The sequence below is a fragment of the Sphingobacterium detergens genome (genome assembly GCF_003610355.1).
Classification (GTDB): Bacteria; Bacteroidota; Bacteroidia; order Sphingobacteriales; family Sphingobacteriaceae; genus Sphingobacterium; species Sphingobacterium detergens.
In genome coordinates this window covers 154,356-178,651 of sequence record NZ_RAPY01000004.1, presented here as the reverse complement: position 1 = coordinate 178,651, position 24,296 = coordinate 154,356, and the positions used below count along the sequence as shown (strand labels likewise).

The following is a 24,296-nucleotide window of genomic DNA, read 5'->3' as shown; positions in this document are numbered from 1 at the left end:
TGTAGGAGCATCTCGAAAATCCTTAAAAGAGTAGAGGTTAACGTAGTAAATTCAAAATCACATGAAAAAGAAAAGATTAAATTTTGAAAAATTAGAATTAATTTCTGATGTTAAATTGAGAACTTTTAAAGGAGGAAAATCTTCCCCAATTGCAGACCCAGTTACTTTAAATACTTTGACTGTTCCTGAAGGTACCGATGACGGTGATGATGGAATTAAGAATGACTAAGTTTAGGATAAGTAGGAATTGATTCATTTAGGATATAGCATTTAGCTATATCCTTCACTTATAATTTTAAAAAATGATAATAATTCTTTCAGGTGATGGAGACGTGAGTACAGACTATGTTGTAGAGTATCTTGCTAGATTGCAACATAAGTTTATTCGCATAAATTCGTATGATCTCCTAAATGATAAATTATGTATTTCATCCAAAAACGGAAAAACAGAACTGATCCTTGCTGGACAATTAATTGATATTAATGATGTTGGTGCGGTTTGGTACCGTAAATTCGGTTTCTTCTATAAAAGTGAACAGTATAAAAAACTCACAAAAATTTTCAACATTGATATAGCCAATAATATTTCAAAGGAGTTTACATCAGTGTTAGAAACTATTGTACAAATTCTCTTTGACAAAAATTGGCTGACTCATCCTTCTACTATTGGAATTAATAAATTTGACGTTATAAGGCAAGCTCAAAGATTGCAAATTGATACTCCAGATAGTTATTTGACTAATTCTAAAAACTACTTGCAGGAGATCTTGCCAACGGATGAATTTATTACGAAATCTATTCGCGATCCGTGGATTATTAGAAGTGGAACAAAATCCATAAAAAGACCATATTCAATGTTCACATCGATACTAGATCAAGACGAAATAAATCAAATTAGCGCCGAGTTTTTTCCATCTTTAGTTCAAAGAAAAATAGACAAAGAATTTGAGCTTAGGGTATTCTATCTTGCCGGCATATTCTATTCCATGGCAATTTTTTCACAATTAGATTCTCAAACTTCTATTGATTTCCGAAGGTATAATTGGCAAAAACCAAATCGCCGTACTCCCTATAATTTACCATTCGAATTGAAGGTCAAATTGAAAAAATTAATGCGTCATTATGGTTTTAATTGCTGCTCAATAGATATTATAAAAGGACAAGACGGAAAATATTATTTATTGGAAATTAATCCAACTGGACAATTTGGCATGGTAGATTTCCCTTGCAATTATGGCCTCCATATGAAAGTAGCACAACATTTAATTTATTTGGATCAAAAATATCATGAAAAAAGCAAAAAAACTATTTCAACGCCTGACATATGATGAAAGAAGACTACTGTCTTTAAATGTAATGTTTTCCGAAGAGGCAGGTAACGAGTCTAAATTACCTGTTATTGAGGAACACGTTATTGCAAAAAGTAGCAAACATCATAATTTTCATTTTGATAGCTTTTCATATTACAAAAATATATCAAGAACAATTAAAAACAACTTTTTTGATGACATTAAAATCTAATTTAGACAACAAGTACTTTATTTTATTTGCGTGTTGTATTCCTGTAAAGGGGGCACAAAGATGTATAATGTGTGATTTACAAAGGGGTGGATACATTAAAATACCTAATGCATTATATCTTATATTAAATAAATATAAAAACAGAACCTTAGGATGGCTAAAGAACCATTTCGGAAATGAAAACTTTGGAATTATCACGGAATATTTCGATTTGTTGGTTGACAATGAGTATGGTTTCTTCTCAGATTCTTATCAAGAATTTCCTAAATTAGAATTAGACAATCTTTATGACTCTAAGCTTATTTCAAATGCCATTATTGATTTTGACGAAAATAGCAACCACAATTTTGCTGACATCGTAACTCAACTTTCGGATTTCTTTTGCGAAGGACTGGAAGTGCGATTGTACTCGAAAAGATCAAAAGACTTTATAGAAAACATAATTTCGACGACTGAAACTTCTTCATTAAGATTTTTACAACTGTTAATTAAATATGAAGAAGGAATATCAGAAGAATACTTAACGAAACTTCAAAATAAATACCCTCGTTTGAAATTAATTACTGTTCACGGAGCACTCGAGAATAAAGTAATCGAAACACTTGATACATTGATATATATTACGACAGAAGATGTTTTAAAGGAAACCTGTTGTGGACAAATTAGTCCATTTTATTTCTCAATTAATTTAAAATCTTTTATTGATGCTAAAAATGAAAATTCCTGTTTGAGCAAAAAGATTTCAATTGATAAAGATGGAGCAATTAAGAACTGTCCATCAATGCCAAAATCTTTTGGAAATATTAGCGATACACCACTAAAAGATGTGGTTAAAATGAATGACTTTAGATCAATTTGGTCTGTAAAGAAAGACTTGATAGAATCCTGCTCTGATTGTGAGTATAGATACATTTGTCAAGATTGTCGCGCCTATACACTTGACAATTCTAACATATATTCGAAACCGGCAAAATGCTCTTATGATCCGTACGAAAATTAATATATTTCTTACTATTTTAACTTCAGCATTGTATTTCAATGCCAACGCACAAGAGATTAATATTATTTTAAAAGGAGTTTTGATTGATTCCCTATCTAATCAATTTGTAGCTGGAGTTACGGTGAAGGTATTGGAAGGAAATAAAACACTTGCGCAAGAAAAAAGTAGCAACTATGGTGTATTCTTATTAAAGGTACCCAAAAACAGGAAAGTTGATTTGGAATTTACTCATCTTAATTATGGAGTAAAAAAAATGAAGCTCTCTACCGACGATAAAAATACAAGTATAGATTTAGGTTTTGTATCTCTTTCTGGTAGAACTAATTTACTCGAGGAAGCTACTGTAACAGGAAATCTGTCCCCAATTAGAAAAAAAATAGATGGCATAGAATTTAACGTACAGAATGATCCAGATAAAGATATTTATAGCGTATTGGATATGCTACAAAAAGTACCTTTAATAAATGTAGACGGTCAAGATAAAATTTCATTGAAAGGAAAGTCGAATTTCAAATTATTAATCAATGGAAAACCGTCAGCTTTATTTTCTGGTGATCCTGGAACCGCTTTAAAAATGATGCCCTCTAAAGACATTTTAAAAATAGAAGTTATCACCTCTCCGCCATCAAAATATGATGCAGAAGGTATAGGAGGCTTAATTAATATTCTTACCAAAAAGAAAACCGACGATGGTTATGATTTTTATATTGGAACCTCCTATAATTATCCTTATGGCCCACTTGGTAGTTTCAATACTAATGTAAAGAAAGATAAACTTCAACTAAGCGTTCTTGCTACAACTTTTTTTCAAAACACACCATACAACACTGTTGATAAGACAATTAACTTCGTAAGTGAACAAAACGTCGAACAGCATGGTGAACAAAAATTTAAAGGAAATTCATCAATGTTGAGAGGACAATTGTTGTATGAACTGGATTCTCTGAATGCATTATCTTTATCTGGAAGTTGGAAAAGAGATAAATTTGATATGATATCCCGTATTGTAAATCATCAGTCAAATCTAGCGGATTTTACAATTTTCCAAAATGGCGCACCTTTTTGGAAAACGGGAGATGTTGACCTAAATTATCAAAGAGGTTTCAAGAAAAACCCCAAGAAATTTTTGAACTTCTCTTACAAGTATTCTACATCCTCAAATGCAGTGCAAGATGATTTGCGATTTGAGGGGATTGATTGGTCGAACAGTAACCAAAGTAATATATTCGGTTTTAAAGAAAACTCTGTACAGGTGGACTACGAAAACCAATCTAAATATCTATTAATTGAATCCGGCGGTAAATTTATAGCAAGGAATAGCAACAGTCTTTATAATTATGGACAAGATCAACAAAATGAGTTTAAATTTGACTATAACATTTTCAATTTATATCAAACCATAGGATATGAAACGGGAAGTTGGTCGTATAAAGCAGGTTTACGGATGGACTTAATGGCTTTCCCACAACGCAGCAACGATCAGGATGACAAGCTTAATTTATTACCTTCGCTAGCTGTACAAAAATCTTTTGATAAACATCATTCAATTGGAATGACATATAACGAGCGTATCCAACGACCTAATATTTCTGAGATGAGTCCCTTCATTGATCGTGCAAATCCCAATTTTATTTCAGCTGGAAATCCTAAACTTGAGCCAACAAAGGGTCGTAATGTTAACTTGTCTTATAGCTATATAGATAAACTATCAGTAATTACTGATTTCGGTTATTATTATACAAATAACTCGATTCAAAAAGTATATACATCCAATACAGATTCCTTGATAAACGTTTCCTATGAAAATCTAGGCAAAGAAAGAAGCTTTGATGTAAATGCAAATATTGGCTACACATGGAAGAAAATTAGATTAACTTTTAATGGAAGGCTATCCTACATAGCGATGCAAGGGATGTATAAAAATATGCAGCTTAAAAATGATGGTTATGAAAATAATTTGTCTTTTACGATGGCAATACCAATTACAAACACCTTTAGGACAAATTTATCATTGCGCCACACAGGACCTCAGCTTTTCCTTCAAGGCAGATCTAACGCTTATACTGCAACATCAGTAAGTTTTACAAAGCAATTTCTTGATAAAAAAATGTCAGTATTCGTATCACTCAACAATCCATTTTCTGAATATTTTACGAGGAAAAATTTCTTTTCAGTACCTGAATTTAGTACCACTTCCTTTAATCGTCAGAATTATCGAACCATCGTATTAAGCGCTAGCTACAGTTTTGGAAGTTCAAATCTTAAGACAAAGAAAATTAAGAAAAAAATCGAAAATTCAGATCAGAACACTTTCGAGATAAAACCTTTAAAATAGATGATTGATTAAACATTGGGCGCCATTTTTTTGGGTTTTGTAGAATTAAATAAAATATCGCATTTTGAAAAAGAGAATTAGATTTATACCTCAGCATGATCAGATGGATTGTGGGCCCGCTTGTCTTGCAATGGTAGCTCAAATCTTTGGAAGAAATATAAATCTTAATTTATTACGTGAGTATTGTTATTTAACCAAAGAAGGTGTCTCTCTAATGGGAATTAAGGAGGCTTCAGAAAAAATTGGTTTTGATGCTTTTGCAGGTAAAATATGTACAAAAGATATTGAAAAGGATATGTTACCTTGTATTTTGCATTGGAATCAGAATCACTTTGTACTACTATATAAGCTTAGTAAAGATAACTTTACTCGGGAAATCTATTACCATATCGCAGACCCAGGTAGAGGATTAATAAAACTCAAAACACATGAACTTGAAATGTCCTGGTTATGTGATGATCAAAAAGGGATAGCTTTATTTTTCGAGCCAACACCATATTTTTTCAATCTTGGTGTGGAAAATGCAAACAACACAAGCTTTACGGCATTGATGAAATATTGGAAACCATATAGACGGCAACTTGTTCAACTAATGGTACTTTTGATATTAGGTAGCATGGTGGCGTTAGTTTTTCCTTTTTTGGCTCAGAAACTAATAGACGATGGGGTCGCAACAAAAAGCATTAGCGCCATAACATTAATTCTTATAGCGCAATTAGCCTTCTATTTAGGAAACATTATATTTGAAATTATTCGAAACTGGATTACATTAAAAGTTGGAGCAAAAATTAATATCAATATTTTATCAATGTTTATCAAGAAAATATTGAGACTTCCAATTTTATTTTTTGAGCGAAAAACTATAGGGGATTTCAATCAAAGGATTCAAGACCAAGATAGAATTGAACTATTTCTTACTTCTCAAAGCTTACAAACACTTTTTTCACTCATCACATTTTCTGTTTTTTTCGCAGTACTCTTTTACTATGATGTAAGAATTTTGATAGTTTATTCTTTTTTCACATTCATGTCAATAATTTGGTCATTATATTGGCTTAAAAGAAGGATTTTGCTGGATTTTATTAAATTTCAAGTTAAAACCAATAACCAAAATACATTTTTGGAATTAATTCATGGAATACAGGAGATTAAAATAAATCAGTTGGAAGAAACAAGGAGAGATGAATGGGAAAAAGGGCAGCACGAATTGCTTAATATTAATTCTAGAATACTTAAAGTGAGTCAACTACAAAATTCAGGCTTCGATTTCATTAACCAACTCAAGAATATTTTAGCAACATTTCTTACAGCTTATCTTGTTATAAACAATAAAATGACTTTAGGAATGCTCTTAAGTGTATCATATATTATTGGACAAATGAATGGGCCAATAAACCAGCTGATTACTTTTTTTAGAACATTTCAAGATGCGAAATTAAGCTTTGAACGCTTGAATGAGGTGCAAGATTTAAATGACGAAGAATTCGGAGAGCTTAGAAAGCTGGAATATCATGAAAGTAGCAGCAAATTGAGTGGAATTAAATTTGAGAATGTTTCTTTCTATTATGAAGGTCCCAATTCTCAACCAATATTAAATAATATAAATCTCAATGTGCCATCAGGGAAGGTAACTGCGATTGTCGGTTCCAGCGGAAGCGGAAAGAGTACATTGCTAAAACTGCTGTTAAGGTTTATTACTCCTACTACCGGAGATTTATTCTATAATGATGAAAACATTTTAGATATATCTCCAGAAAACCTCCGAAGCAATTGTGGGGTCGTCATGCAAAATGGGCATATATTTTCTGATACTATTGAAAGAAATATCGCTGTAGGAAGTAATGATATTGACAGGGAAAGACTATGTGAAGCCATACGAATAGCTAATTTGGAAACATTTATCGAGGAGCTTCCATTGCGAACGAAAACTAAGATTGGTGCCTCTGGCAATGATCTCTCCGGTGGACAAAAGCAACGAATTTTAATTGCCCGAGCAGTTTATAAAAATCCTCCTTATTTATTTCTTGATGAGGCCACCTCTGCATTAGACGCCAACAATGAAAGGACAATTCATGACAATCTTAATGAATTTTTTAGAGGAAGGACTGTAGTTATCATCGCACATAGATTATCCACTGTTAAAAGAGCAGACCAGATAGTTGTGCTTAATGAAGGTAATATTGTGGAGTATGGTGCACATCTTGAGCTTGTTCAAAAAAAGGCCGAATATTATAATCTTATAAAAAACCAATTAGAGTTGGGGAATTAACCGGTAATCCTACTTACAAAGCAGCTTAAGTTTAGTATCTAAAAAGCCGATCTTAGTGGACTAAGCGAACCGACGTCATCAAACTGTTACTCTGAGAAGAGTATATTAAAAGCCATCCACTGGCCATAACTGTATACTGTTTAACTACCCTTTATTATTACACTCTTTTATGGAGGCACCAACAAAACCATTACTTTTGATAAAACAACAGGAAAAATGATATTGTAAAGAAATTTCACATCAAAAAAATGGTAAATTAGCAAAAACCACAAAAGATAATCAGTAGAAAAATGGACAATACTAGAATTTACCGCATGTCATTTGCTGGAGTATATCCACATTATATACAAAAAGCAGAAAAAAAAGGTCGCACAAAAGAAGAAGTGAATGAAATCATATTTTGGTTAACAGGTTATAATACCCAAGACTTGCAACAGATCATAGCCGACAAAACCGATTTTGAACATTTTTTCAGCCAGGCGCCGCATTTCAACACCAATGCAACAAAGATTACAGGTGTCATTTGCGGCTATCGTATAGAAGATATTGAAGATCCACTCGTTCAAAAAGTCCGTTATTTAGATAAACTGATTGATGAACTGGCGAAAGGCAAGTCAATGGAAAAAATTTTAAGAAAATAAATCAATCAACGTTCGAATACAGCCCACAGGTATTATTCAATGGCATAAACAGCGCCATCTGCTGCTCCAAAATAAAGTGTACTATCCGCTATCCAGATCGTAGAAAAGATACTTCCCATTTGCAAATAGTCAGTAAATAACCTATTGATATCATGCGCGTATTTCTCCTGCAAATCGGCTCTTAATTTCCCTTGCTCATCCACAAATAGATGGCGATTTCTTTTGCTGGATTCTGTCTGAAAAATAGGTGTCGTAATTCCTTTCGCAACATCAAACCGATAAATGACCCCATCCAATGTGCCAAAAAATGCATTCGAACCAGCAATGGCAGCACTACTAAAAGTATTTAGGGGAACAGCTGGTTCAACCAGTTTTGTACCATTTATTTTGTCCAAGGCCAATACACTATAAGAGTCTGACATCGTTACGATCAACTTCTCTCCTGACAAGCTAGGTACACTTGTCCAGCTCCCCGGTTGATGGTATACCCAATATCCTGTTCCATCTTTGATATTCAATGCGTACATGTTGAAATCCCTTGCTCCAAAATAGACCGAACTATCGGCGGCAACGGCATGAAATTGAATTTCACCTTTTGGAAAATAGCGTTCACCAATTGTTTTGAACTTCCAACGTAACTTCCCATTTTTCTCCAGACAATAAAAGTAACCATCAAAACTCCCGATCATTACCCCCTCCTTTGCCAATGTTGGCGAAGCATGGACAATCCCTCCAGTAGGAAACTTCCAGTGAAGTTCTCCACTCTTGCCATTAACCGCATAAATATGTTTGTCTCCGGATCCAAAATATACGGTTCCATCGCTGATTGTTGGTGAGGAATGAAAGTAATCCCAAGTATCCTGTTTTTTTTCACCTTGAGTGGCAAAGGTCCAGCGTCTTTCTCCCGTTTCTATACTTAGAGCATATAACAGACCATCTGAACATACAAAATACAACAGGTCTAAATCAATGGCTGCTGTGGAGCGGATTTCCCCTCCAGTTTTATATTTCCATATTATTTTACCGCTCGTTTTATCCAGCGCATAAAGGTTACTGTCACAGGAACCAACGATCACTTTATCCTCAAAAACAATAGCAGAAGCAAATATTTGTCCCTTAGTCTGAAACTTCCATTTTACCTTTGGCTCTAAACGAATTTCAGCAGCGCGGATATAATTCTGTCGATCTGGGCTCCGGGCTAACTGTTGCCCATAGAGTTGGTTTAGAGTTGCGATAAGCCCCCATAAGAAAGCAACATAACAACAATAATATTTTCGATTAAACATCATTTACTTTTCAGGTTAAATAGTAAGGTTCCGATAAACTAGTTATTGGCCCTATCACATTTTTAAGAATAATCGCACCCCCTCACAACATACTTATGTACAGATAAATAGATTACGGATAAATAAGATACTTCTTTCTCATTTCCTTATAAAGCGTTAACCCAGGCTCCCAGCTTTTTCGGATTTCATCTTCTGAAACACCTTCAGTTATCTGTCTTCGAAAGGAATCAACACCAACCAATTTTTCTATACTGCCAATCTGCTTGGAAAATGACTGATCAAAGAATTTATCTTTTTCTGGAGAATTCCGATAGAGCTCCTGCATCCAGGAAAGATTTATTTTCTTACTGTCCACCAGCTTCTGCAAATCATATTCTCGTAGATCTAAACCATAACATGCTTCATTCATAAAGAGTGGTGTCTCACTCATTCCTTTTTTACTCACAGGTGTAAACGAAAAACGATACACGCCTTTATAGGTTGGACTTCCAAAAACTGTAAAGGGATAATCCGTCCCCCTTCCATGATTGATCTTTACACCTTCAAAAAGGCAAGTACTTGGATAGAGGAGAATACTCTGTTCGGTATTTAAATTTGGAGAAGGATTAACCGGAAGTTTGTATAACATTTGATGATTATATGCAGCTACGGGTATGATCTTTAGCTTACATTTTTTTGTCGTCGCCATCCAGCCCTCCCCGTTAATCATCTGGGCAAATTCAGCGATTGTCATCCCATGAGCAATCGGAACCGGAAACTGACCGATACCCGATTTATATTTCATATCCAATATAGGGCCATCGACCAAATACGCATTTGGATTAGGGCGATCTAAAATCAAGAGTTCCTTCTCATTTTCGGCACAGGCTTCCATAATGTCCCGAAGTGTGTTAATATTCGTGTAAAATCTTACCCCCATATCTTGTACATCAAAGATGAACACATCAATATCTTTTAGGTCTTTCGCTGAAGGCTTTTTTTTACTTCCATAGAGCGAGATCACCGGAATTTTGGTTGCTGGATCGACTTCATCCCGCACTTTCGTTCCGTTGCTGGCATTTCCGCGAAATCCATGTTCAGGCCCAAATATTTTTACGATTTTAATTCCTCTGGCGAGTAGGCTATCCACAAGATGTTTTTTCTTGATCACGGTAGATGGGTTACCCAAAATAGCAACCCGCTTACCATTGAGGTAAGGTATATATTGCTCAGTTCGCTCTGCACCGGTTTGAATTTGATCATTACAGTAATTCATCCGGTCCTGTGCCCGAACAGCAACAACAGAAAAAAATAAGGATATAAAAACAAATACAATTTTCATACTCGCTCGGTTTATAATAAAGAAATCGTTGAGAAACAAACGATTCAGCTTTTGTTAAGGATTAAAGCTAATGATAAACCTTCATTTTCCCAAATCATTTCTTATCGGTCATAACTACCACCTCGGCTCTATATAGATAGAAAATCCGATTACTTTTCCACCCCTACATAGAAGTAATCATGGAGTTTAGTGATTGGCAACAATGGTAGCATATTGCACCTATTTTTGAAAATCATCATACATTTTATATTGACAAACCTATTTTATCCCATTACCTTTGAAATATTATCCTGATATTACGTTAAATCCGTTTGCAACGAATAGTAATAATCGGAAAATAGGAGAATTTGATGTTTTTGCAAAAACATAATGGACAAAAATGGAAAAGCAGGTAAATGCAGGTGAATTTGTAGATAGATTTATGACTGGTAGTCTGGAACACCTGAGGTACCAGCAATCTCCCGTCAAGATCTTCCAGCTCAGTGAAATCGCTCCATATATTAAATTCCCTACACCGCCCATTTTCTTGGGATACAATCTCCTTGTACATATAACAGAAGGCCATTTTAAACACAAGATCGGTGCAAAAGAATATGTGGTAAAAGCACCAGCGATTCTGATTAGCAACTATGGTAATATTTCGACGATCAAATCTGTTGACAAATCGGCAAAAGGACATTGTGTACTGATCAACGATAATGCGATGACTTCGATTTTTCGGGAACAGGAGATTCTGAATATCTTTAACATTTCACCACTGCTCAACTTAGCTTCACAGGATAGTACCGACCTTAACGAGCTATTCAAATTGCTCTACAATGAATTACTTTCTGAGTCACCTTATAAAGAACTTTTCGAAAGTTTACTAAAATCCCTCTTACTAAAGATTATCAAGCTATCATCTTCCAATCAAGCACTCAACCGAAGGCAGGAAATTGCAATGATGTTCAAACAGCTTGTGCACAAAAACTTCAAAAAACAAAAACATATCGGTTTTTATGCTGACCGACTTGCGGTGTCAACCAATTACCTAAACCGCTGCGTATTTTCGGTGTTCAAAAAGTCTTCCAAAGAACTGATCTTAGAAGTACTTATCATGCATAGTCAATTTCTTCTTTTTGAATCAAATAAAAGTATTGCCGATATCTGTTATGAGCTGGATTTTTCTGATCCCTCCTATTTCTCCCGTTTATTCAAAAAAATCGTAGGAATTTCCCCTACTTCTTATCGTAACAAGGCAACTTAATATTTTTTGGATATGCACGATTTGTCCTATCTTTTATACCAAAGTGGACAGACCAATCACAACGATATGGATTATTTTTGTATAGCGATAGGATGTAAGCAAAATTCACAGCTATCTTTTGAGGCTTTATCGTATACATCTACTATTGCAAATGTTTCATCATTTAATTAATATAGCGATGTCTAACGTTTTAGATCACACGAACAAAGCCCAAAATTTCGATTTATTTATCGGAAACTTTAAAGAAAAATTATCAAGCTTATTCCATACCGAATACGACTATAATAACCTGAGTTTAACACGTGGTTTACCCCCTCAGTTTTTAAGCGAAATCATGGCAATGAGACCATTGTCTGTTGCTATTCCCGAGCATCACGGAGGCCGTGGCCTACATGTAAAAGAATGTTTAGGAGTGCTTGCGGCGTCGTCTTATGAATCACTTTCACTGTCTTTGATCTTCGGGATCAATATCGCTTTATTCTTGGAGCCTTTTGCTAAATACGGCAATACCTTACTTCAGGAAAAAGTTTTCCATCAATTTCTAGAAAATAAAGCCATGGGTGGGCTGATGATTACCGAGCAAGCCTATGGTAGTGATGCCCTCAATATGCGTACCTCCTATCAACAAGATGGAGATAAATACCGTATTAACGGAGAAAAACATTGGCAAGGTTTAACAGGTGCTGCTGACTTTTGGCTCGTTACTGCCCGAAAGAAAAATGAGAATGGTGAACTTGTACGTGATATAGATTTCTTTGTTACCGACAATTCCATCGAAGAACAAAAGATTGAAGTAACAAAAAAATACAATAGCTTAGGATTATATGCTATTCCTTATGGTATCAATAAAATAGACATCGAAGTACCCGTCGACAATAGATTAACACCAGAAAGCACTGGTATAAAACTGATGTTGGATACTTTACACCGGAGCAGACTTCAGTTTCCTGGCATGGGAATGGGATTCATAAAACGTATGCTGGATGAAGCCATGAAGCATTGCACGGAAAGACGTGTTAGTGGAATTCCATTAAACGAACTGGATTCGGTTAAGTTTCAATTATCTCGTTTGCAGGCTGCTTTTACGATATGTTCAGCGATGTGTGCATACAGTAGTTCGATCAGTTCAATTCAAAATGATCTTTCTGGCCACAGTGTGGATGCCAATAGTGTCAAGGCACTCGTGACAGACCTGATGCACGAATCTGCACAGATCTGTGTACAATTATCTGGAGCAAACGGTTATAGATTGGATCATGTTGCTGGTCGTGGTTTAGTAGATAGTAGACCTTTCCAAATTTTTGAAGGATCGAACGAGATGCTCTATTCGCAAGTAGCAGAAGCAATTGCTAAACTGATGCGCAAAAGCAAAGAAAGCAATCTGCTTTCGTTCCTGAAAATAAATCCGGCAACCGAACTTGCGGCTCCATTTTTCTCTTCTATTTTGAATTTCGACTTCCCGCTTCAACCTAAACAGCGCGAGATGGTCACTTTAGGGAAAATAATTGCACGTGTTGTTTGCTTCCAATATGTCCTGCAAATCAATAACGCTGGTTTTAATGATAAAATGACAGAAATCGCCCGTCAGCATGTTAGTATGGATCTGTACATGTTGGTTGGTCAACTCTCCAATAACAATAATGCCGAACCGCTTATGAACTATGACGAAAAGGCTGATTGGATGAATTTCACCTCTTTATAAAAATTGAGAGGGACTGCGAAAGGAATTTCATCGCAGTCCCTTTTTCTATTACATCTCCGCAATATCCCATTCCCAAACACTATGGTAGTGGCCAAGATTTTCTGCGTAATCAATAAATTTCTGGTAGAACGAATGAATCCCTATCGTCGCACTATCGCCAATGACGACCAACTTCTTTTTGGCTCTTGTCATAGCGACATTCATCCGTCGCACATCGGATAAAAAACCAATCTGTTGTTCGTTATTACTTCGCGTCAAACTGATATAAATAATATCTTTCTCCTGCCCTTGAAAACTATCAATGGTCTGTACTTTAATAATAGCAGCATACGGCCGTAATTCTTCATCCTGCTCCAACATTTCCTTTAATACAGACACTTGCTTCCGGTAAGGTGCTATTATCCCAATACTTGGCCATTGTTCGCTTGGAGAAGACTCTACCCAAGTTGCGATGGCTGTCTTTAAATGAGATTTCAGAAAACTGGCCTCCCCGAGATTATAGATCGCACCATCACTTTCAGTTTCCTCAAAACCTGCCCCAGCCGTATCAATATATACAATCGGTTCCGAATCGTCTGCTATTGTCCAATGCGCAACTGAACAATCAGCTTTCAAAAGACCTCCATACAAAGCTGAGGACGGATAATTCATGATCTGTTCGTTCATTCGGTACTGGATATCGAGCAGTGAAACCGCTTGGGGATAAAGATTGATGAGTTTTTCAAACAACGTATAGCTAAGCTTATTGTCCAGACCTTTATTTGATTTCACTGTTGGTGAGAGTTGACAATGATCTCCAGCCAACACCAATTTGTCTGCCTTTAATATCGGAATCCAGCAGGCAGGCTCCAGTGCCTGAGCAGCCTCGTCAATAACAACCGTCTCATATCTTCGGTTTCGTATAACATCTTGATTTGCCCCTACGAGCGTCGCGGTTATTACCTGAGAGCGATCGAGAATATCCGCTACGATAAAATCCTGAATCTTATCAACATCTTTTCGAATTCTGTAAGCTTCGTCGAACAATGCTTTCCTTTGTTCGCGCTCGGCCTTGCCAAAATTGCGTTTATATTTTTGGGCCATATCCGTATAGGTTCGAACTTGCTTTTGCAAGGTCTTTATATCCTTATTCGCGCTATGGCTGTCTATTCTGCTATCAAGGGTTAACTCCTGTAGATGTTCAGATACTTTAACCGGATTACCTATCCGAGTGACAGCTATTCCTGCAGCATCTAAACGCTCAGTCAATAAGTCAACTGCAGTATTACTCGGAGCCACGACCAATATCTGCTTGTTATTGCTCTTTGACAAAGCAGCTATTGCCCTGATTAATGTTGTCGTTTTCCCAGTCCCTGGAGGGCCATGTACAAGTGCGACATCTGTCGTAGCTAAGACCTGTTGAACAGCGCTATTTTGGCTGACATTGAGATCTGGATGTTCAAAAAAGGTATCTTTTTCTCCGGTATATAATTGTTCTCCACCAATAAGCTTTCTGATCAATTTGCCTTGTCGTGGATCAGTCGCAAGCTCCTTTGCCTGTCGCAATGCATTCGCCATTTCACGGTATGAGTATTCGTCAAATAATAAGTCCACACCAAGTTTCCCCCTTCTGCTCCAATCGGGCAGCTCATCTACACGAAATGAAATCCGCATACTTTCCTTATTAACCGAAGATATAATGCCGTCTATTCTGTCCGCATTTGGGTCATGGTTTGAAAATAGAGAAACAGGCATCCCAAAACGAAACCGATGATCTACATCGAGGTGATTTGTTTTTTTTAAACTAACTGACAGATAATCTCCCCGTCCTAGTTCGCTATCCGTGATCTGAATAGGAAACCAGGTCACCCCTTGCATTCTTCTTTCATTTAAACTGCTTTTCAATAATAATGCTTCATGCTGCATCTTATCATATTGCTGTTCTTCATGTAATAATGTAATAAGTTCGTCGAAATAATTCATATCAGTACACTCGCTTTGATCAGACACAAAGTAACAGTTTTTTCAAATACTTTACCGATCAGTTCATGCATGTTCTTCTATTTTTCCTAAGAAAATCGGGGGATTCTCTCATCAACGCTGTACGCTTATCAAGAACTTCTCAAGCTGAGCTACAAAAGTCATATTTATTTCCTATCATTGGCGATAAAGATTTGTTGATTAATTTTTCAAAATAAAAGCGAATAAAATGAGTGAGATATTCCTACACGATAAAGCGCAGAGCTGGACGGATCTAGGCGATGGTGTACAACGTAAAATATTAGTTTATAACGATGAATTGATGTTAATGAAAGTACGTTTTCAAAAAGGTGCAATCGGTGCCCTACATCAACACCCACATACACAAATATCTTATGTCAGCGCCGGAAAGTTCAAGTACCACATTGATGGCGCAGATGAAATTTTAACTGTAGGTGATTCCTGTATCATTTACCCAAATTTAATTCACGGTTGTGAATGTCTTGAAGAAGGCGAATTGGTAGATTCTTTCACACCACATCGAGAAGATTTCATTATATCGTTGTAGCCAGAAAAAAAAGAATTTTACAGGTCCATCACAACAATATTCATTCCGAACAATCGTTTATTTACTTATGTTCAAAAATACTATTTCGCTCTTCTTCGCAAAAGTAGCTACGCTACTTCTCGGTCTTTCTTGCTGTGTATTGCCATCTTTGCGCGCACAGGAAAAACCATTATCCATTGAAAAGATCAATTCACGGCTATATCTTTATACGACTTACAATACCTTTGAGGGCACCAAATATGCCGCTAATGCGGTCTATCTAATCACCAAGAAAGGTGTTATTCTATTTGATACGCCTTGGGACTCGACACAATATCAACCGCTTTTGGACAGCATCAAGCAAAAGCATCAGCTACCTGTCATTGCAGTATATGCCACACATTGGCACGAGGATCGCGCAGGAGGCTTTGCATATTATAATCGTATGGGAATTCCAACCTATGCGACAAAAATGACCAACGATCTGCTTAAGGCAAATCATAAAGCCCAAGCTACGCATCTCGTTAAAATCAACAAGACCTATAATGTGGGTGGTCAGTCCTTCGTTTTGAACTTTTTTGGAGCGGGACATTCTTTGGATAATGTCGTTGTCTGGTTTCCGGACTATCAAATTCTGGATGGGGGTTGCTTCATCAAAAGTTCGGAGGCCAAAAACCTGGGCTTTGTCGGTGATGGTGATGTCAAAGCCTGGAAGCCTGCATTGGCAAGATTGTTAGCGAAGTATCCACAGATAAAAATGGTTATTCCTGGACATGACGCATGGAAGGACAATCAGCAGATAAAACGTACTGAGGAACTACTTACTGAGAAGCAATAAATAATAATATTTAAAAAAATAAAAAAGCAATTTTGTTTTTACAAAAAAGGTACTATCTTAGCGACAGAAAAAACAAGGGGCATTAGCTCATCTGGCTAGAGCGCTTCGCTGGCAGTGAAGAGGTGATCAGTTCGATCCTGATATGCTCCACAAACAAAAGAGGCTACTTTTCACAAGTAGCCTCTTTGTTGTTTTTATACATTGATCAGTTTTCCCGAAACATCATTTCAATTTGTGGCAGTAATTCCTATTTGTAAGAATTAACTGATTTAGAAACTTTCCATGCACCATTTTCCTTCACAAGTGTGATCAAATCGGTCTTAGAGAAACCATCAAATTGCATGGTTACTTTCGCAATAGCGTAATCTGGTAATTCTTCAACGATCTGCGTTGTTGTTTTGCAGTTCATTTTTATTCCTTTTTGTTTTTTCAAGAACTCGATCATCTCCGAACGACTGTGATTTAAATCTTGTTTACCACAGATTTTCTGGTTAAAATCAGAAGTGAATAGCTTATCTAAATTCGCTACCTGACCTTCGGTCATCGCGCCAACATATTCATCAATCGCCAAATCAGCTGTAATTAAATTACGTTCTTCTGGTTTAACCGAAGCCATTGAGCAAGTAGAGATCGCTATCATTGCTGCCGCTACAAATGTTTTTACTAAAGTTTTCATATCTTTTCTATTTTATAATGTATTAGTATATTTTCTTATCCTATTGTCGGAGACAATCTAAATTTGTTGCACTTTTTTCTTATTTATTTTCTGATTCAAATTTAAGACAACTGATGTGTTGATTCTATTACATTTAGATTAACATTACATTAAAATCGGTAAACGCTATTTTTTTCTAGGTGAATGAAATTTTCGCTTATTTCATTTATAGCCAAAACGCGACAAAACAGATAAAATCTTCTTTACAATATTGTAATTCTGTACAATTCCTCTTAGATTGCAGGCGTTCATGACACACTACGACAGACGGCATCTTTTTTTATATCAGCTTGCTACTTTAACATTTTTATTGGTGATATTTCGATCTGAGCTCTATGCGCAGCGCCCCGTCAATGAAATAGAAATCACCGAGCATATTGCAGATACGAGCAAACAAAGGGATCTGATCGATATCGGAAAGGAGATTCTCAACATTAAGCCACCGCAATCTGTCGATAGTACCGGAAAAAAGTTTTACTTTTCATTTCTGCCATTTTCGACAAATGTCCCTGGAGGAGGGCATGCTTTAATTACGAGTACCACAGCAGGGTTTTATCTTGGTGAGCGTAATAGCACCTATATGTCTAAGGTTACTTTCACGCCATATACCAATTTTGGAAAGCGATTCGGCCTCCCCATCCGTTCCTATGTCTGGTTAAAAGATAACACTTGGGTTATCGATGGTGATATTAGGCTATTAAAATACCCACATGAGACCTGGGGAATAGGCAAAGAGCATCACGGTGACCAACAGATCAATTTGGATTATACTTATTTTAGACTATATCAACATGCGTTGAAAAGAATCCACGGCGGACTGTTTATGGGCATTGGCTATGATCTGGATTACCGCATGAATATCAAATCCACGAGTGCGATTCCGCTTGACGAGTATACCTCCTACCCCTATGGCACGGATTTAAAAGATCATACTGTTTCTTCGGGACTTAGTCTCAATCTCATTTATGATACACGTGCGAATTCCATTAATACCTGGTCTGGCAATTATGCCAATCTACAATTCCGCCTTAACCCGGTTTTCATGGGAAGTGATCAGAATTGGAAGTCCTTATTCCTCGAAATCAGGAGATACCATCGCTTGACCCAGGACCCAAATAAGCAGAATATGATTGCTGTGCGTAGCTTTTTCTGGACTGTATTCAATAGCAAAGCACCTTACCTCGATTTACCTAATTTGGGTTGGGATCCTTACAACAGTTCCGGAAGAGGGTTTCCCGTAAGTAGGTTCCGTGGCAAATCGTTGTATTATCTGGAAACAGAGTACCGACGCGACATCAGCAGCGACGGTTTATTCGGCTTTGTGGCTTTTATAAATTTCACCACGGTGAACGGCCCCAAAAATAGCATGTTTGCAGATTGGAACATCGGTACCGGTGCTGGCGCCAGAATTAAATTTAACAAAAACTCGGGAACCAACATCGGTATAGATTATGGTGTTAGCACCAATCACCGTGGGGTAAGATTGACTCTGGGTGAAGTATTTTAATACTTAACTCAAATGATAACTTTGATTTTTAAACTCCATGGAGGCATAATATCGATACTTCTCGTTATCCAACGGATAATCCCAACAGCCCATTCGGTGATAGATCTCACCACCAAAACCAGTTTTAAATCTATAAAGTCCGTATAATGGATGTGATGGATCAGCCTGAGGTGATACGCCAAAGAAATCATATTCCGTACAGCCTTTTTCCTTTGCTACCTGCATGGCACGCCATTGCAAGGCATAGGTCGCCATATAATTGCGATTCTCGGAAGCAGAGGCACCATAGAGATAGGTTCCGCGATTTGCAGCAATCACCAGAAACATTGCAGCCAGAGGTTGATTGTCTACCTCTGCAACCAATAAATAAACATCTGCTGGAGACAACGTATCATTTGCCTTGGCAGATAGCACAATCTTGAAATAGTTGATATCGTGCAAGAAAAAATTATTCCGAAGCGCAGTCTGCCGATATAACTCATACCAGATCTCCAGGCTCTCTAAGCCAAGAGAATGAACCTTTACGCCTTTCCTTTCAGCCAAATGAATATTATAACGCGTCTTTGATTTCATATTGGCCAACAGGAGATCCTCTTCTTTTCTAAGGTTCATAAAAATGGTATTAGAAGGAAGAATGTCTGTATTCGCTTTATGAAAATTCCAGTTTTCCGTATTAAAATTAAAGCGCATTTCCTGAATACGTTTTTCAGGGACACCTAGCCAATTGCCATAGAGGTCATAACAGTCATCTTCTTTTGCCCAATGGGATTCCCAGGACAGATCATAGCGTATCATAATACAATTGGGCGGCAAGTAAGATCGTAAACTCTCCGAAAGCTGCTCTAAAAACACCCCTTGATTTTCTTCCGATGGTTCTATTTCAGGACCATATGGTACATACGCGATGCTATGCTCATGATCCACTGCCTGAATAATAATCAATAGATCCCCCACAAAATAGGTATCGTCTTCCACTCCGATATAAAGATCAGAATGTTTCGATTTGAAATTAAAAGCCTTTGATTCTATCCCTTGCATCTTTTTCACAGCAGACCAATAGGCTGTCTGTTGAATAATACCTGTCTTGTAGAGACCACTTACTTCTTTGTCATTTATATCTGCTATCATAACATTCCTATTGTTGTCCAATATTTTCAAAAAACACGACAAACCTTGTCGATTTCAACATCCAAAAACGGCAAACTTAGCCAAAATGCCCGGTTAAGCGGGCAGTCATTTGTCACTTTGTTGTTAATTTTAAAAAACAGTACATGATTTTGGCCAAAATCAGCTTTTTCACATTATTTAACGGCATTATATTATCGACTTGGTTGGTATTTTGGTTCAAAATTTAGGATATTTGTAGCCTAACAACTCACCGACAATGATGGACAATAAAGCGATCTCTAAAATTTTTAAATTGTGTAGCCAATTAATGGAACTTCACAACGAAAATCCATTCCGAACAAAGGCTATGGCTAGTGCATCTTTTAAATTGGACAAATTGCCCTTTCGTATTGATGACGCTTCGCTTGAAGAATTGAGCGCACAGCCGGGCATAGGAAAAAGTACCGCCGAAAAAGCGAAAGAGGTCGCACAAACCGGAACGTTTAAGGAACTCCAGGACCTATTGGCGAATACGCCATCAGGAGTTGTTGAAATGTTAAACATAAAGGGCCTGGGCCCAAAAAAGGTTCAGATTATCTGGCAAGACCTTGGTATTGAAAGTGTAGGCGAACTACTGTATGCCTGCAATGAAAACCGGCTAGTTGAAGCCAAAGGGTTTGGATTAAAAACACAGGAAGAAATAAAGAAGTCCATCGAATTTTCAATATCCAACCAGGGATGGTTCCTATACGCCAAAGTATTGTCTCAAGCTGATACATTTTACGCTATTTTAAAAACACATTTCCCCTCGTCTCTTCTATCCTTTACAGGAGATTTTAGAAGAAAATGCGAAGTGTTAAGCACAGTGGACCTACTCATTTCCGAAAGTATAGAAGCAGTGGAGAAATTCCTAGTTGATTATACATTGGTGGAGAAAACAGAGAATTCACTGGAAATTACTGATGAATTAGGTTTTACATTCAAGGTTTTCAGTACGAATATCAATGATTTTTATCGGGACCTTATTCTCAGCACAGGATCGACCGCACATTTGGACCTTTTATTCAATATTCTTCCTGACTTACCTTCACTTTCTAGTGAAGAAGCTATCTACCGTAACTTAAGGCTTGATTATATTGAACCTGAATTGCGCGAGGGTCTTGACGAAATTGAACGCGCGCAGAACCATACTTTACCTCATTTAATCCAATTTAAAGATCTCAAAGGGACACTGCACAACCACTCAACTTATAGTGATGGTGTGCATACCTTGGAGCAAATGGCTCTTCATTGTAAAGATGCATTAGGTCTCGAATATCTCGGAATATGTGATCACTCCAGAACGGCAGTTTATGCAAATGGTCTTTCCATTGAAAGATTGGAAGAGCAATGGAAAGAAATTGCCAGCTTAAATGAAAAACTAGCACCTTTTAAAATCTTTAAAGGGATAGAATCCGATATCCTAAGCGACGGATCACTGGACTATCCCGATGAGGTACTAGCACAATTTGACTTTGTTGTCGCCTCTGTTCACTCCAACTTAAAGATGGATGAGGAAAAAGCAACTGCTAGATTGATTAAAGCAATTGAAAACCCATATACAACAATTTTGGGACATCCAACAGGCCGCCTTTTATTAAGTAGATCGGGCTATCCACTCGACTTTAAAAAAATAATTGATGCCTGCGCCGCGAATAAGGTCGTCATCGAAATTAATGCAAATCCTTTAAGGCTAGATTTAGATTGGAGATGGCATCGCTACGCTGTAGAAAAGGGCGTATTGTTATCCGTTAACCCTGATGCGCACCGCACGGAAGGGCTCTTGGACATGCAATATGGTATTTTTGTTGCACAGAAAGGTGGTCTGGAAGCAAAAAATTGTCTGAATACATATTCCTTGACAGAGATTACAAACTATTTTTCCAATCGTAGATCTTAAAAAAAGCTTATTATGTCGCATAAAACCAATGCAGTCCGCTTGTTGGATACGGCAAAAGTAAACTATGAATTAAGAGAGTATGAGGTGGATGATCATGATGTCAGCGCAGAGCATGTTGCCTTGTCCTTGGGTCTAATACCTGAAATACTTTATAAGACTTTAGTATTGAAAGGAAATATAGACCCTTACATTGTTGCTGTAATTCCCGGGAATGCGCAACTTGACTTAAAAAAGATCGCTAAAGCATCAGGCAATAAAAATTGTGAAATGCTCCCCATGAAGGATCTGTTAGCTGTAACGGGCTATATCCGTGGGGGCTGCTCACCTATTGGCATGAAAAAACTATTTCCAACATTTATCGAGGAAGCAGCTCAATTGGAAACAGAAATTTCTGTGAGCGCAGGAAAACGAGGCCTTCAAATGATATTAAATCCCAATGATTTAGCAACGATGACCAAAGCGATCTGGTCCGATTTGATCAGCATTTAACACGAACATCCTCGCCCGATTTCAGCTCTTTCGTCCATACAACAAAATACGTTTAAACGGATATATCGCGGGGAATCTGGAAAAATGCTGTTTAATAAGTGTCTTAAAAGCCTCAATAAAAACAGGTCGTTTATCTTCGTCCAGTCGCTCAATATAGGGGATCAATGCCGATCCGGAAATAAAGTCATAAAGTACTTCCGCTTCGGCAGCTATAATTGGGTATATACGAAGCGATAGATCCAATTCCTCCAAGCCCGAATGAAACAAAATCTGTGCATAGTCATCTATACTTAGTACCGATGAAGCCCTATTCCAACCATCCAAATAGCTTCGGTAAGGTTCTTCACCAGCCAGCTCAGATAGCAGTTTATTTAAGACATTTTCCGGCTGATAAGGCATCTGAACGGCCAATTTCCCACCGCTACTCAATTTGGAAATGAGATGCGGAAAAAGTGTTTGGTGATCATCTAGCCATTGCAATGCCGCATTACTGAATATCAAATCCCAGGAACCCGCTGTGTCCAGAAATTTTTCAACACTACTATTTTCAAATTTTAGGTGTTCATGTTCAAGTTTACGGCTCATCGATAACATTTCTGGAGATGCATCTATTCCAAGGAATGTAGCCTGTGGAAATTTATCGCTTAAAATAGCGGTTTGCTCTCCGGTTCCACATCCGAGATCTACCGCTTTCATTGTTGCTTCCGAAGCTATTAGTTCGGATAGATCAAAAAAAGGTTTGAAACGGATGTCTTTAAATTTATTATAGATATCTGGATTCCAAGGCATAATATTTTTATTTAAGTCCCAATGGGATAATACAATAGCTATTATTTAAATAGCTCCAAAATTTCAACTACATCAACTTTTCCAAAATACGAAGTTAGGTCTATGGTTTCCAACAGCGCTCTGACTTCTTCCAATTGATGCTTTTTTCCAATCAATAGTTGCTCCAGTTCATGAATAGATTCAGAAGCAAAAAAATCCCCGAAAATCTTAGCATGCTCAATAGAACCTTTATGTACATCTAAATGTAATTCGATAAAACCGGCGGGGATCTTGATTGCCTTTTTAAAATTATAATTCGGAGAGAAACCGAAATTCCAGTCCCAGGTTTCATATTTTTCCTTCACTAGATGTTCGATATTCTGGATATCAGTTGCAGAGAAATGAATGATCTCCGCATCAGGATTTTCACGCTGCATTTCTGCGATCAATAGTTCCTTAAATTTTACCGTTGTAAAACCCTGAGGTAGATAACCGATCAGATTTGTTACCCTCGCACGGTTGGACTTGACAGCTTTATCGACAAATTTAAGCGGGTTTACCTTCAATGCATCGCTCAATATCTGCATCTGTGAATCAATTAAAATAGTACCATGCTGAACCATTTTACCATTTTTTGCAAGCTTAGCATTTCCACTAAACTTCTTTCCATCCACCAGCAGGTCATTCCTCCCTTCCAGTTTTGCCGGAATATTCAATTTGTTCAAAACAGAAACAATAGGTTGCGTGAAAGTCGAAAAATCCATAAAATCAAGATTTCCCAATAAGGTGTGAAAGGAGAAATTGAGATTTCCTAAATCATGATATACGGCACCACCACCAGACATTCTCCTAACGACCTTAATCTTATTATCATTCACGTAATCAAGGTTAATTTCGGCCAAAGTATTCTGAAATTTGCCGATAATAATTGACGGATCATTCATGTACAATAAGAAAATGGGTTCTTTCGGATATTTCGTGAGCAGGTATTCCTCAGAAGCAATATTGAAATAAGCATCATGAGAAGGCGAATCAATAATAAACATCGTATTTTTATATTTTCTTAAAATTAACAAGAATTTAAATGCCTTGATTCATCTCAAACT

At 37.0% G+C, this 24,296-nt stretch carries 21 protein-coding genes and 1 tRNA gene; 15 read left to right on the top strand and 7 right to left on the bottom strand.

What is annotated here, in order from left to right; translation table 11 throughout:
• Positions 1-61: 61 nt before the first annotated feature.
• From DFQ12_RS28185 to DFQ12_RS19275, 7 genes are all read left to right on the top strand, one after another.
• Positions 62-229 carry a hypothetical protein gene (locus DFQ12_RS28185; RefSeq protein WP_167457312.1) on the top strand — a complete coding sequence of 56 codons (168 nt, stop codon included), beginning with the start codon at positions 62-64 and terminating at the stop codon, positions 227-229.
• Between the two features lie 73 nt (positions 230-302).
• A complete protein-coding gene (gene gwsG, locus DFQ12_RS19300; RefSeq protein WP_120260689.1) occupies positions 303-1,328 on the top strand; it encodes a grasp-with-spasm system ATP-grasp peptide maturase in 1,026 nt (341 codons plus the stop codon).
• Complete coding sequence (locus DFQ12_RS19295; protein ID WP_120260688.1) at positions 1,288-1,521, top strand: hypothetical protein; 234 nt, start codon at positions 1,288-1,290, stop codon at positions 1,519-1,521. Before gwsG ends, DFQ12_RS19295 begins: the two co-directional genes overlap by 41 nt.
• On the top strand, positions 1,505-2,521 hold the full coding sequence (gene gwsS, locus DFQ12_RS19290) for a grasp-with-spasm system SPASM domain peptide maturase (protein WP_120260687.1): 1,017 nt from the start codon (positions 1,505-1,507) through the stop codon (positions 2,519-2,521). The genes DFQ12_RS19295 and gwsS overlap by 17 nt, the downstream gene beginning before the upstream one ends.
• Positions 2,502-4,856 carry an outer membrane beta-barrel protein gene (locus tag DFQ12_RS19285; RefSeq protein ID WP_120260686.1) on the top strand — a complete coding sequence of 785 codons (2,355 nt, stop codon included), beginning with the start codon at positions 2,502-2,504 and terminating at the stop codon, positions 4,854-4,856. Before gwsS ends, DFQ12_RS19285 begins: the two co-directional genes overlap by 20 nt.
• A gap of 64 nt (positions 4,857-4,920) precedes the next feature.
• The gene (locus tag DFQ12_RS19280; protein ID WP_244211793.1) at positions 4,921-7,125 is read left to right on the top strand and encodes a peptidase domain-containing ABC transporter; all 2,205 of its coding nucleotides are present in this window, start codon (positions 4,921-4,923) and stop codon (positions 7,123-7,125) included.
• Positions 7,126-7,415: 290 nt separating this feature from the next.
• Positions 7,416-7,766: a DUF2200 domain-containing protein gene (locus tag DFQ12_RS19275; protein ID WP_120260685.1), complete on the top strand. Its 351-nt coding sequence runs from the start codon at positions 7,416-7,418 to the stop codon at positions 7,764-7,766.
• A 32-nt stretch (positions 7,767-7,798) separates the two neighbouring features.
• On the opposite strand, the gene DFQ12_RS19270 is transcribed toward DFQ12_RS19275, so the two are convergent.
• Both DFQ12_RS19270 and DFQ12_RS19265 read right to left on the bottom strand, forming a co-directional pair.
• Positions 7,799-9,055: a beta-alanine-activating enzyme beta-propeller domain-containing protein gene (locus tag DFQ12_RS19270; protein ID WP_120260684.1), complete on the bottom strand. Its 1,257-nt coding sequence runs from the start codon at positions 9,053-9,055 to the stop codon at positions 7,799-7,801.
• Between the two features lie 109 nt (positions 9,056-9,164).
• Positions 9,165-10,373: an exo-beta-N-acetylmuramidase NamZ family protein gene (locus DFQ12_RS19265; RefSeq protein WP_120260683.1), complete on the bottom strand. Its 1,209-nt coding sequence runs from the start codon at positions 10,371-10,373 to the stop codon at positions 9,165-9,167.
• A gap of 379 nt (positions 10,374-10,752) precedes the next feature.
• Between DFQ12_RS19265 and DFQ12_RS19260 the strand changes: the two genes are divergently transcribed.
• Together DFQ12_RS19260 and DFQ12_RS19255 are read left to right on the top strand one after the other, a co-directional pair.
• The gene (locus tag DFQ12_RS19260; RefSeq protein WP_077432563.1) at positions 10,753-11,619 is read left to right on the top strand and encodes a helix-turn-helix domain-containing protein; all 867 of its coding nucleotides are present in this window, start codon (positions 10,753-10,755) and stop codon (positions 11,617-11,619) included.
• 178 nt (positions 11,620-11,797) lie between these two features.
• The gene (locus DFQ12_RS19255) at positions 11,798-13,321 is read left to right on the top strand and encodes an acyl-CoA dehydrogenase family protein (RefSeq protein ID WP_120260682.1); all 1,524 of its coding nucleotides are present in this window, start codon (positions 11,798-11,800) and stop codon (positions 13,319-13,321) included.
• A gap of 48 nt (positions 13,322-13,369) precedes the next feature.
• On the opposite strand, the gene DFQ12_RS19250 is transcribed toward DFQ12_RS19255, so the two are convergent.
• Positions 13,370-15,310 (bottom strand): AAA domain-containing protein, encoded by a 1,941-nt coding sequence (locus tag DFQ12_RS19250; RefSeq protein WP_341867867.1) that lies wholly within the window; start codon positions 15,308-15,310, stop codon positions 13,370-13,372.
• A gap of 199 nt (positions 15,311-15,509) precedes the next feature.
• Here DFQ12_RS19250 and DFQ12_RS19245 point away from each other — a divergent pair, with 199 nt between their 5' ends.
• The 3 genes from DFQ12_RS19245 (at position 15,510) to DFQ12_RS19235 (ending at position 16,815) form a co-directional block, all read left to right on the top strand.
• A complete protein-coding gene (locus DFQ12_RS19245; protein WP_120260680.1) occupies positions 15,510-15,848 on the top strand; it encodes a cupin domain-containing protein in 339 nt (112 codons plus the stop codon).
• Between the two features lie 67 nt (positions 15,849-15,915).
• Positions 15,916-16,665 carry a BlaB/IND/MUS family subclass B1 metallo-beta-lactamase gene (gene bla, locus DFQ12_RS19240; protein WP_120260679.1) on the top strand — a complete coding sequence of 250 codons (750 nt, stop codon included), beginning with the start codon at positions 15,916-15,918 and terminating at the stop codon, positions 16,663-16,665.
• A 76-nt stretch (positions 16,666-16,741) separates the two neighbouring features.
• Positions 16,742-16,815 (top strand) — tRNA-Ala (locus DFQ12_RS19235).
• Positions 16,816-16,912: 97 nt separating this feature from the next.
• Here DFQ12_RS19235 and DFQ12_RS19230 read toward each other — a convergent pair.
• The gene (locus DFQ12_RS19230; RefSeq protein WP_120260678.1) at positions 16,913-17,341 is read right to left on the bottom strand and encodes a nuclear transport factor 2 family protein; all 429 of its coding nucleotides are present in this window, start codon (positions 17,339-17,341) and stop codon (positions 16,913-16,915) included.
• Between the two features lie 352 nt (positions 17,342-17,693).
• On the opposite strand from DFQ12_RS19230, the gene DFQ12_RS19225 reads away from it, so the two are divergent.
• Positions 17,694-18,887 (top strand): BamA/TamA family outer membrane protein, encoded by a 1,194-nt coding sequence (locus DFQ12_RS19225; RefSeq protein ID WP_244211792.1) that lies wholly within the window; start codon positions 17,694-17,696, stop codon positions 18,885-18,887.
• A gap of 3 nt (positions 18,888-18,890) precedes the next feature.
• Here the strand turns inward: DFQ12_RS19225 and DFQ12_RS19220 are convergent, their stop codons facing one another.
• A complete protein-coding gene (locus DFQ12_RS19220; RefSeq protein ID WP_120260676.1) occupies positions 18,891-20,015 on the bottom strand; it encodes a lipid II:glycine glycyltransferase FemX in 1,125 nt (374 codons plus the stop codon).
• Positions 20,016-20,274: 259 nt separating this feature from the next.
• On the opposite strand from DFQ12_RS19220, the gene DFQ12_RS19215 reads away from it, so the two are divergent.
• On the top strand, positions 20,275-21,933 hold the full coding sequence (locus tag DFQ12_RS19215; RefSeq protein WP_120261010.1) for a DNA polymerase/3'-5' exonuclease PolX: 1,659 nt from the start codon (positions 20,275-20,277) through the stop codon (positions 21,931-21,933).
• A 12-nt stretch (positions 21,934-21,945) separates the two neighbouring features.
• The gene (ybaK, locus tag DFQ12_RS19210) at positions 21,946-22,422 is read left to right on the top strand and encodes a Cys-tRNA(Pro) deacylase (RefSeq protein ID WP_120260675.1); all 477 of its coding nucleotides are present in this window, start codon (positions 21,946-21,948) and stop codon (positions 22,420-22,422) included.
• A 21-nt stretch (positions 22,423-22,443) separates the two neighbouring features.
• Here ybaK and DFQ12_RS19205 read toward each other — a convergent pair whose 3' ends face one another.
• Both DFQ12_RS19205 and lplA read right to left on the bottom strand, forming a co-directional pair.
• Complete coding sequence (locus tag DFQ12_RS19205; protein ID WP_120260674.1) at positions 22,444-23,211, bottom strand: methyltransferase domain-containing protein; 768 nt, start codon at positions 23,209-23,211, stop codon at positions 22,444-22,446.
• Between the two features lie 41 nt (positions 23,212-23,252).
• Complete coding sequence (lplA, locus tag DFQ12_RS19200) at positions 23,253-24,236, bottom strand: lipoate--protein ligase (protein WP_120260673.1); 984 nt, start codon at positions 24,234-24,236, stop codon at positions 23,253-23,255.
• Positions 24,237-24,296 lie beyond the last annotated feature (60 nt).

Bases quoted from the DNA above. Each gene is read 5' to 3' on its own strand.
- DFQ12_RS19285 (WP_120260686.1), top strand. From the start codon at position 2,502: ATGATCCGTACGAAAATTAATATATTTCTTACTATTTTAACTTCAGCA.
- DFQ12_RS19270 (WP_120260684.1), bottom strand. From the start codon at position 9,055: ATGATGTTTAATCGAAAATATTATTGTTGTTATGTTGCTTTCTTATGG.
- DFQ12_RS19265 (WP_120260683.1), bottom strand. From the start codon at position 10,373: ATGAAAATTGTATTTGTTTTTATATCCTTATTTTTTTCTGTTGTTGCT.
- DFQ12_RS19245 (WP_120260680.1), top strand. From the start codon at position 15,510: ATGAGTGAGATATTCCTACACGATAAAGCGCAGAGCTGGACGGATCTA.
- DFQ12_RS19275 (WP_120260685.1), top strand. From the start codon at position 7,416: ATGGACAATACTAGAATTTACCGCATGTCATTTGCTGGAGTATATCCA.
- gwsS (WP_120260687.1), top strand. From the start codon at position 1,505: ATGACATTAAAATCTAATTTAGACAACAAGTACTTTATTTTATTTGCG.
- DFQ12_RS19205 (WP_120260674.1), bottom strand. From the start codon at position 23,211: ATGCCTTGGAATCCAGATATCTATAATAAATTTAAAGACATCCGTTTC.
- ybaK (WP_120260675.1), top strand. From the start codon at position 21,946: ATGTCGCATAAAACCAATGCAGTCCGCTTGTTGGATACGGCAAAAGTA.
- DFQ12_RS19215 (WP_120261010.1), top strand. From the start codon at position 20,275: ATGGACAATAAAGCGATCTCTAAAATTTTTAAATTGTGTAGCCAATTA.
- bla (WP_120260679.1), top strand. From the start codon at position 15,916: ATGTTCAAAAATACTATTTCGCTCTTCTTCGCAAAAGTAGCTACGCTA.
- DFQ12_RS19255 (WP_120260682.1), top strand. From the start codon at position 11,798: ATGTCTAACGTTTTAGATCACACGAACAAAGCCCAAAATTTCGATTTA.
- DFQ12_RS19295 (WP_120260688.1), top strand. From the start codon at position 1,288: ATGAAAAAAGCAAAAAAACTATTTCAACGCCTGACATATGATGAAAGA.
- DFQ12_RS19220 (WP_120260676.1), bottom strand. From the start codon at position 20,015: ATGATAGCAGATATAAATGACAAAGAAGTAAGTGGTCTCTACAAGACA.
- DFQ12_RS19260 (WP_077432563.1), top strand. From the start codon at position 10,753: ATGGAAAAGCAGGTAAATGCAGGTGAATTTGTAGATAGATTTATGACT.
- lplA (WP_120260673.1), bottom strand. From the start codon at position 24,236: ATGTTTATTATTGATTCGCCTTCTCATGATGCTTATTTCAATATTGCT.
- DFQ12_RS19230 (WP_120260678.1), bottom strand. From the start codon at position 17,341: ATGAAAACTTTAGTAAAAACATTTGTAGCGGCAGCAATGATAGCGATC.
- gwsG (WP_120260689.1), top strand. From the start codon at position 303: ATGATAATAATTCTTTCAGGTGATGGAGACGTGAGTACAGACTATGTT.
- DFQ12_RS28185 (WP_167457312.1), top strand. From the start codon at position 62: ATGAAAAAGAAAAGATTAAATTTTGAAAAATTAGAATTAATTTCTGAT.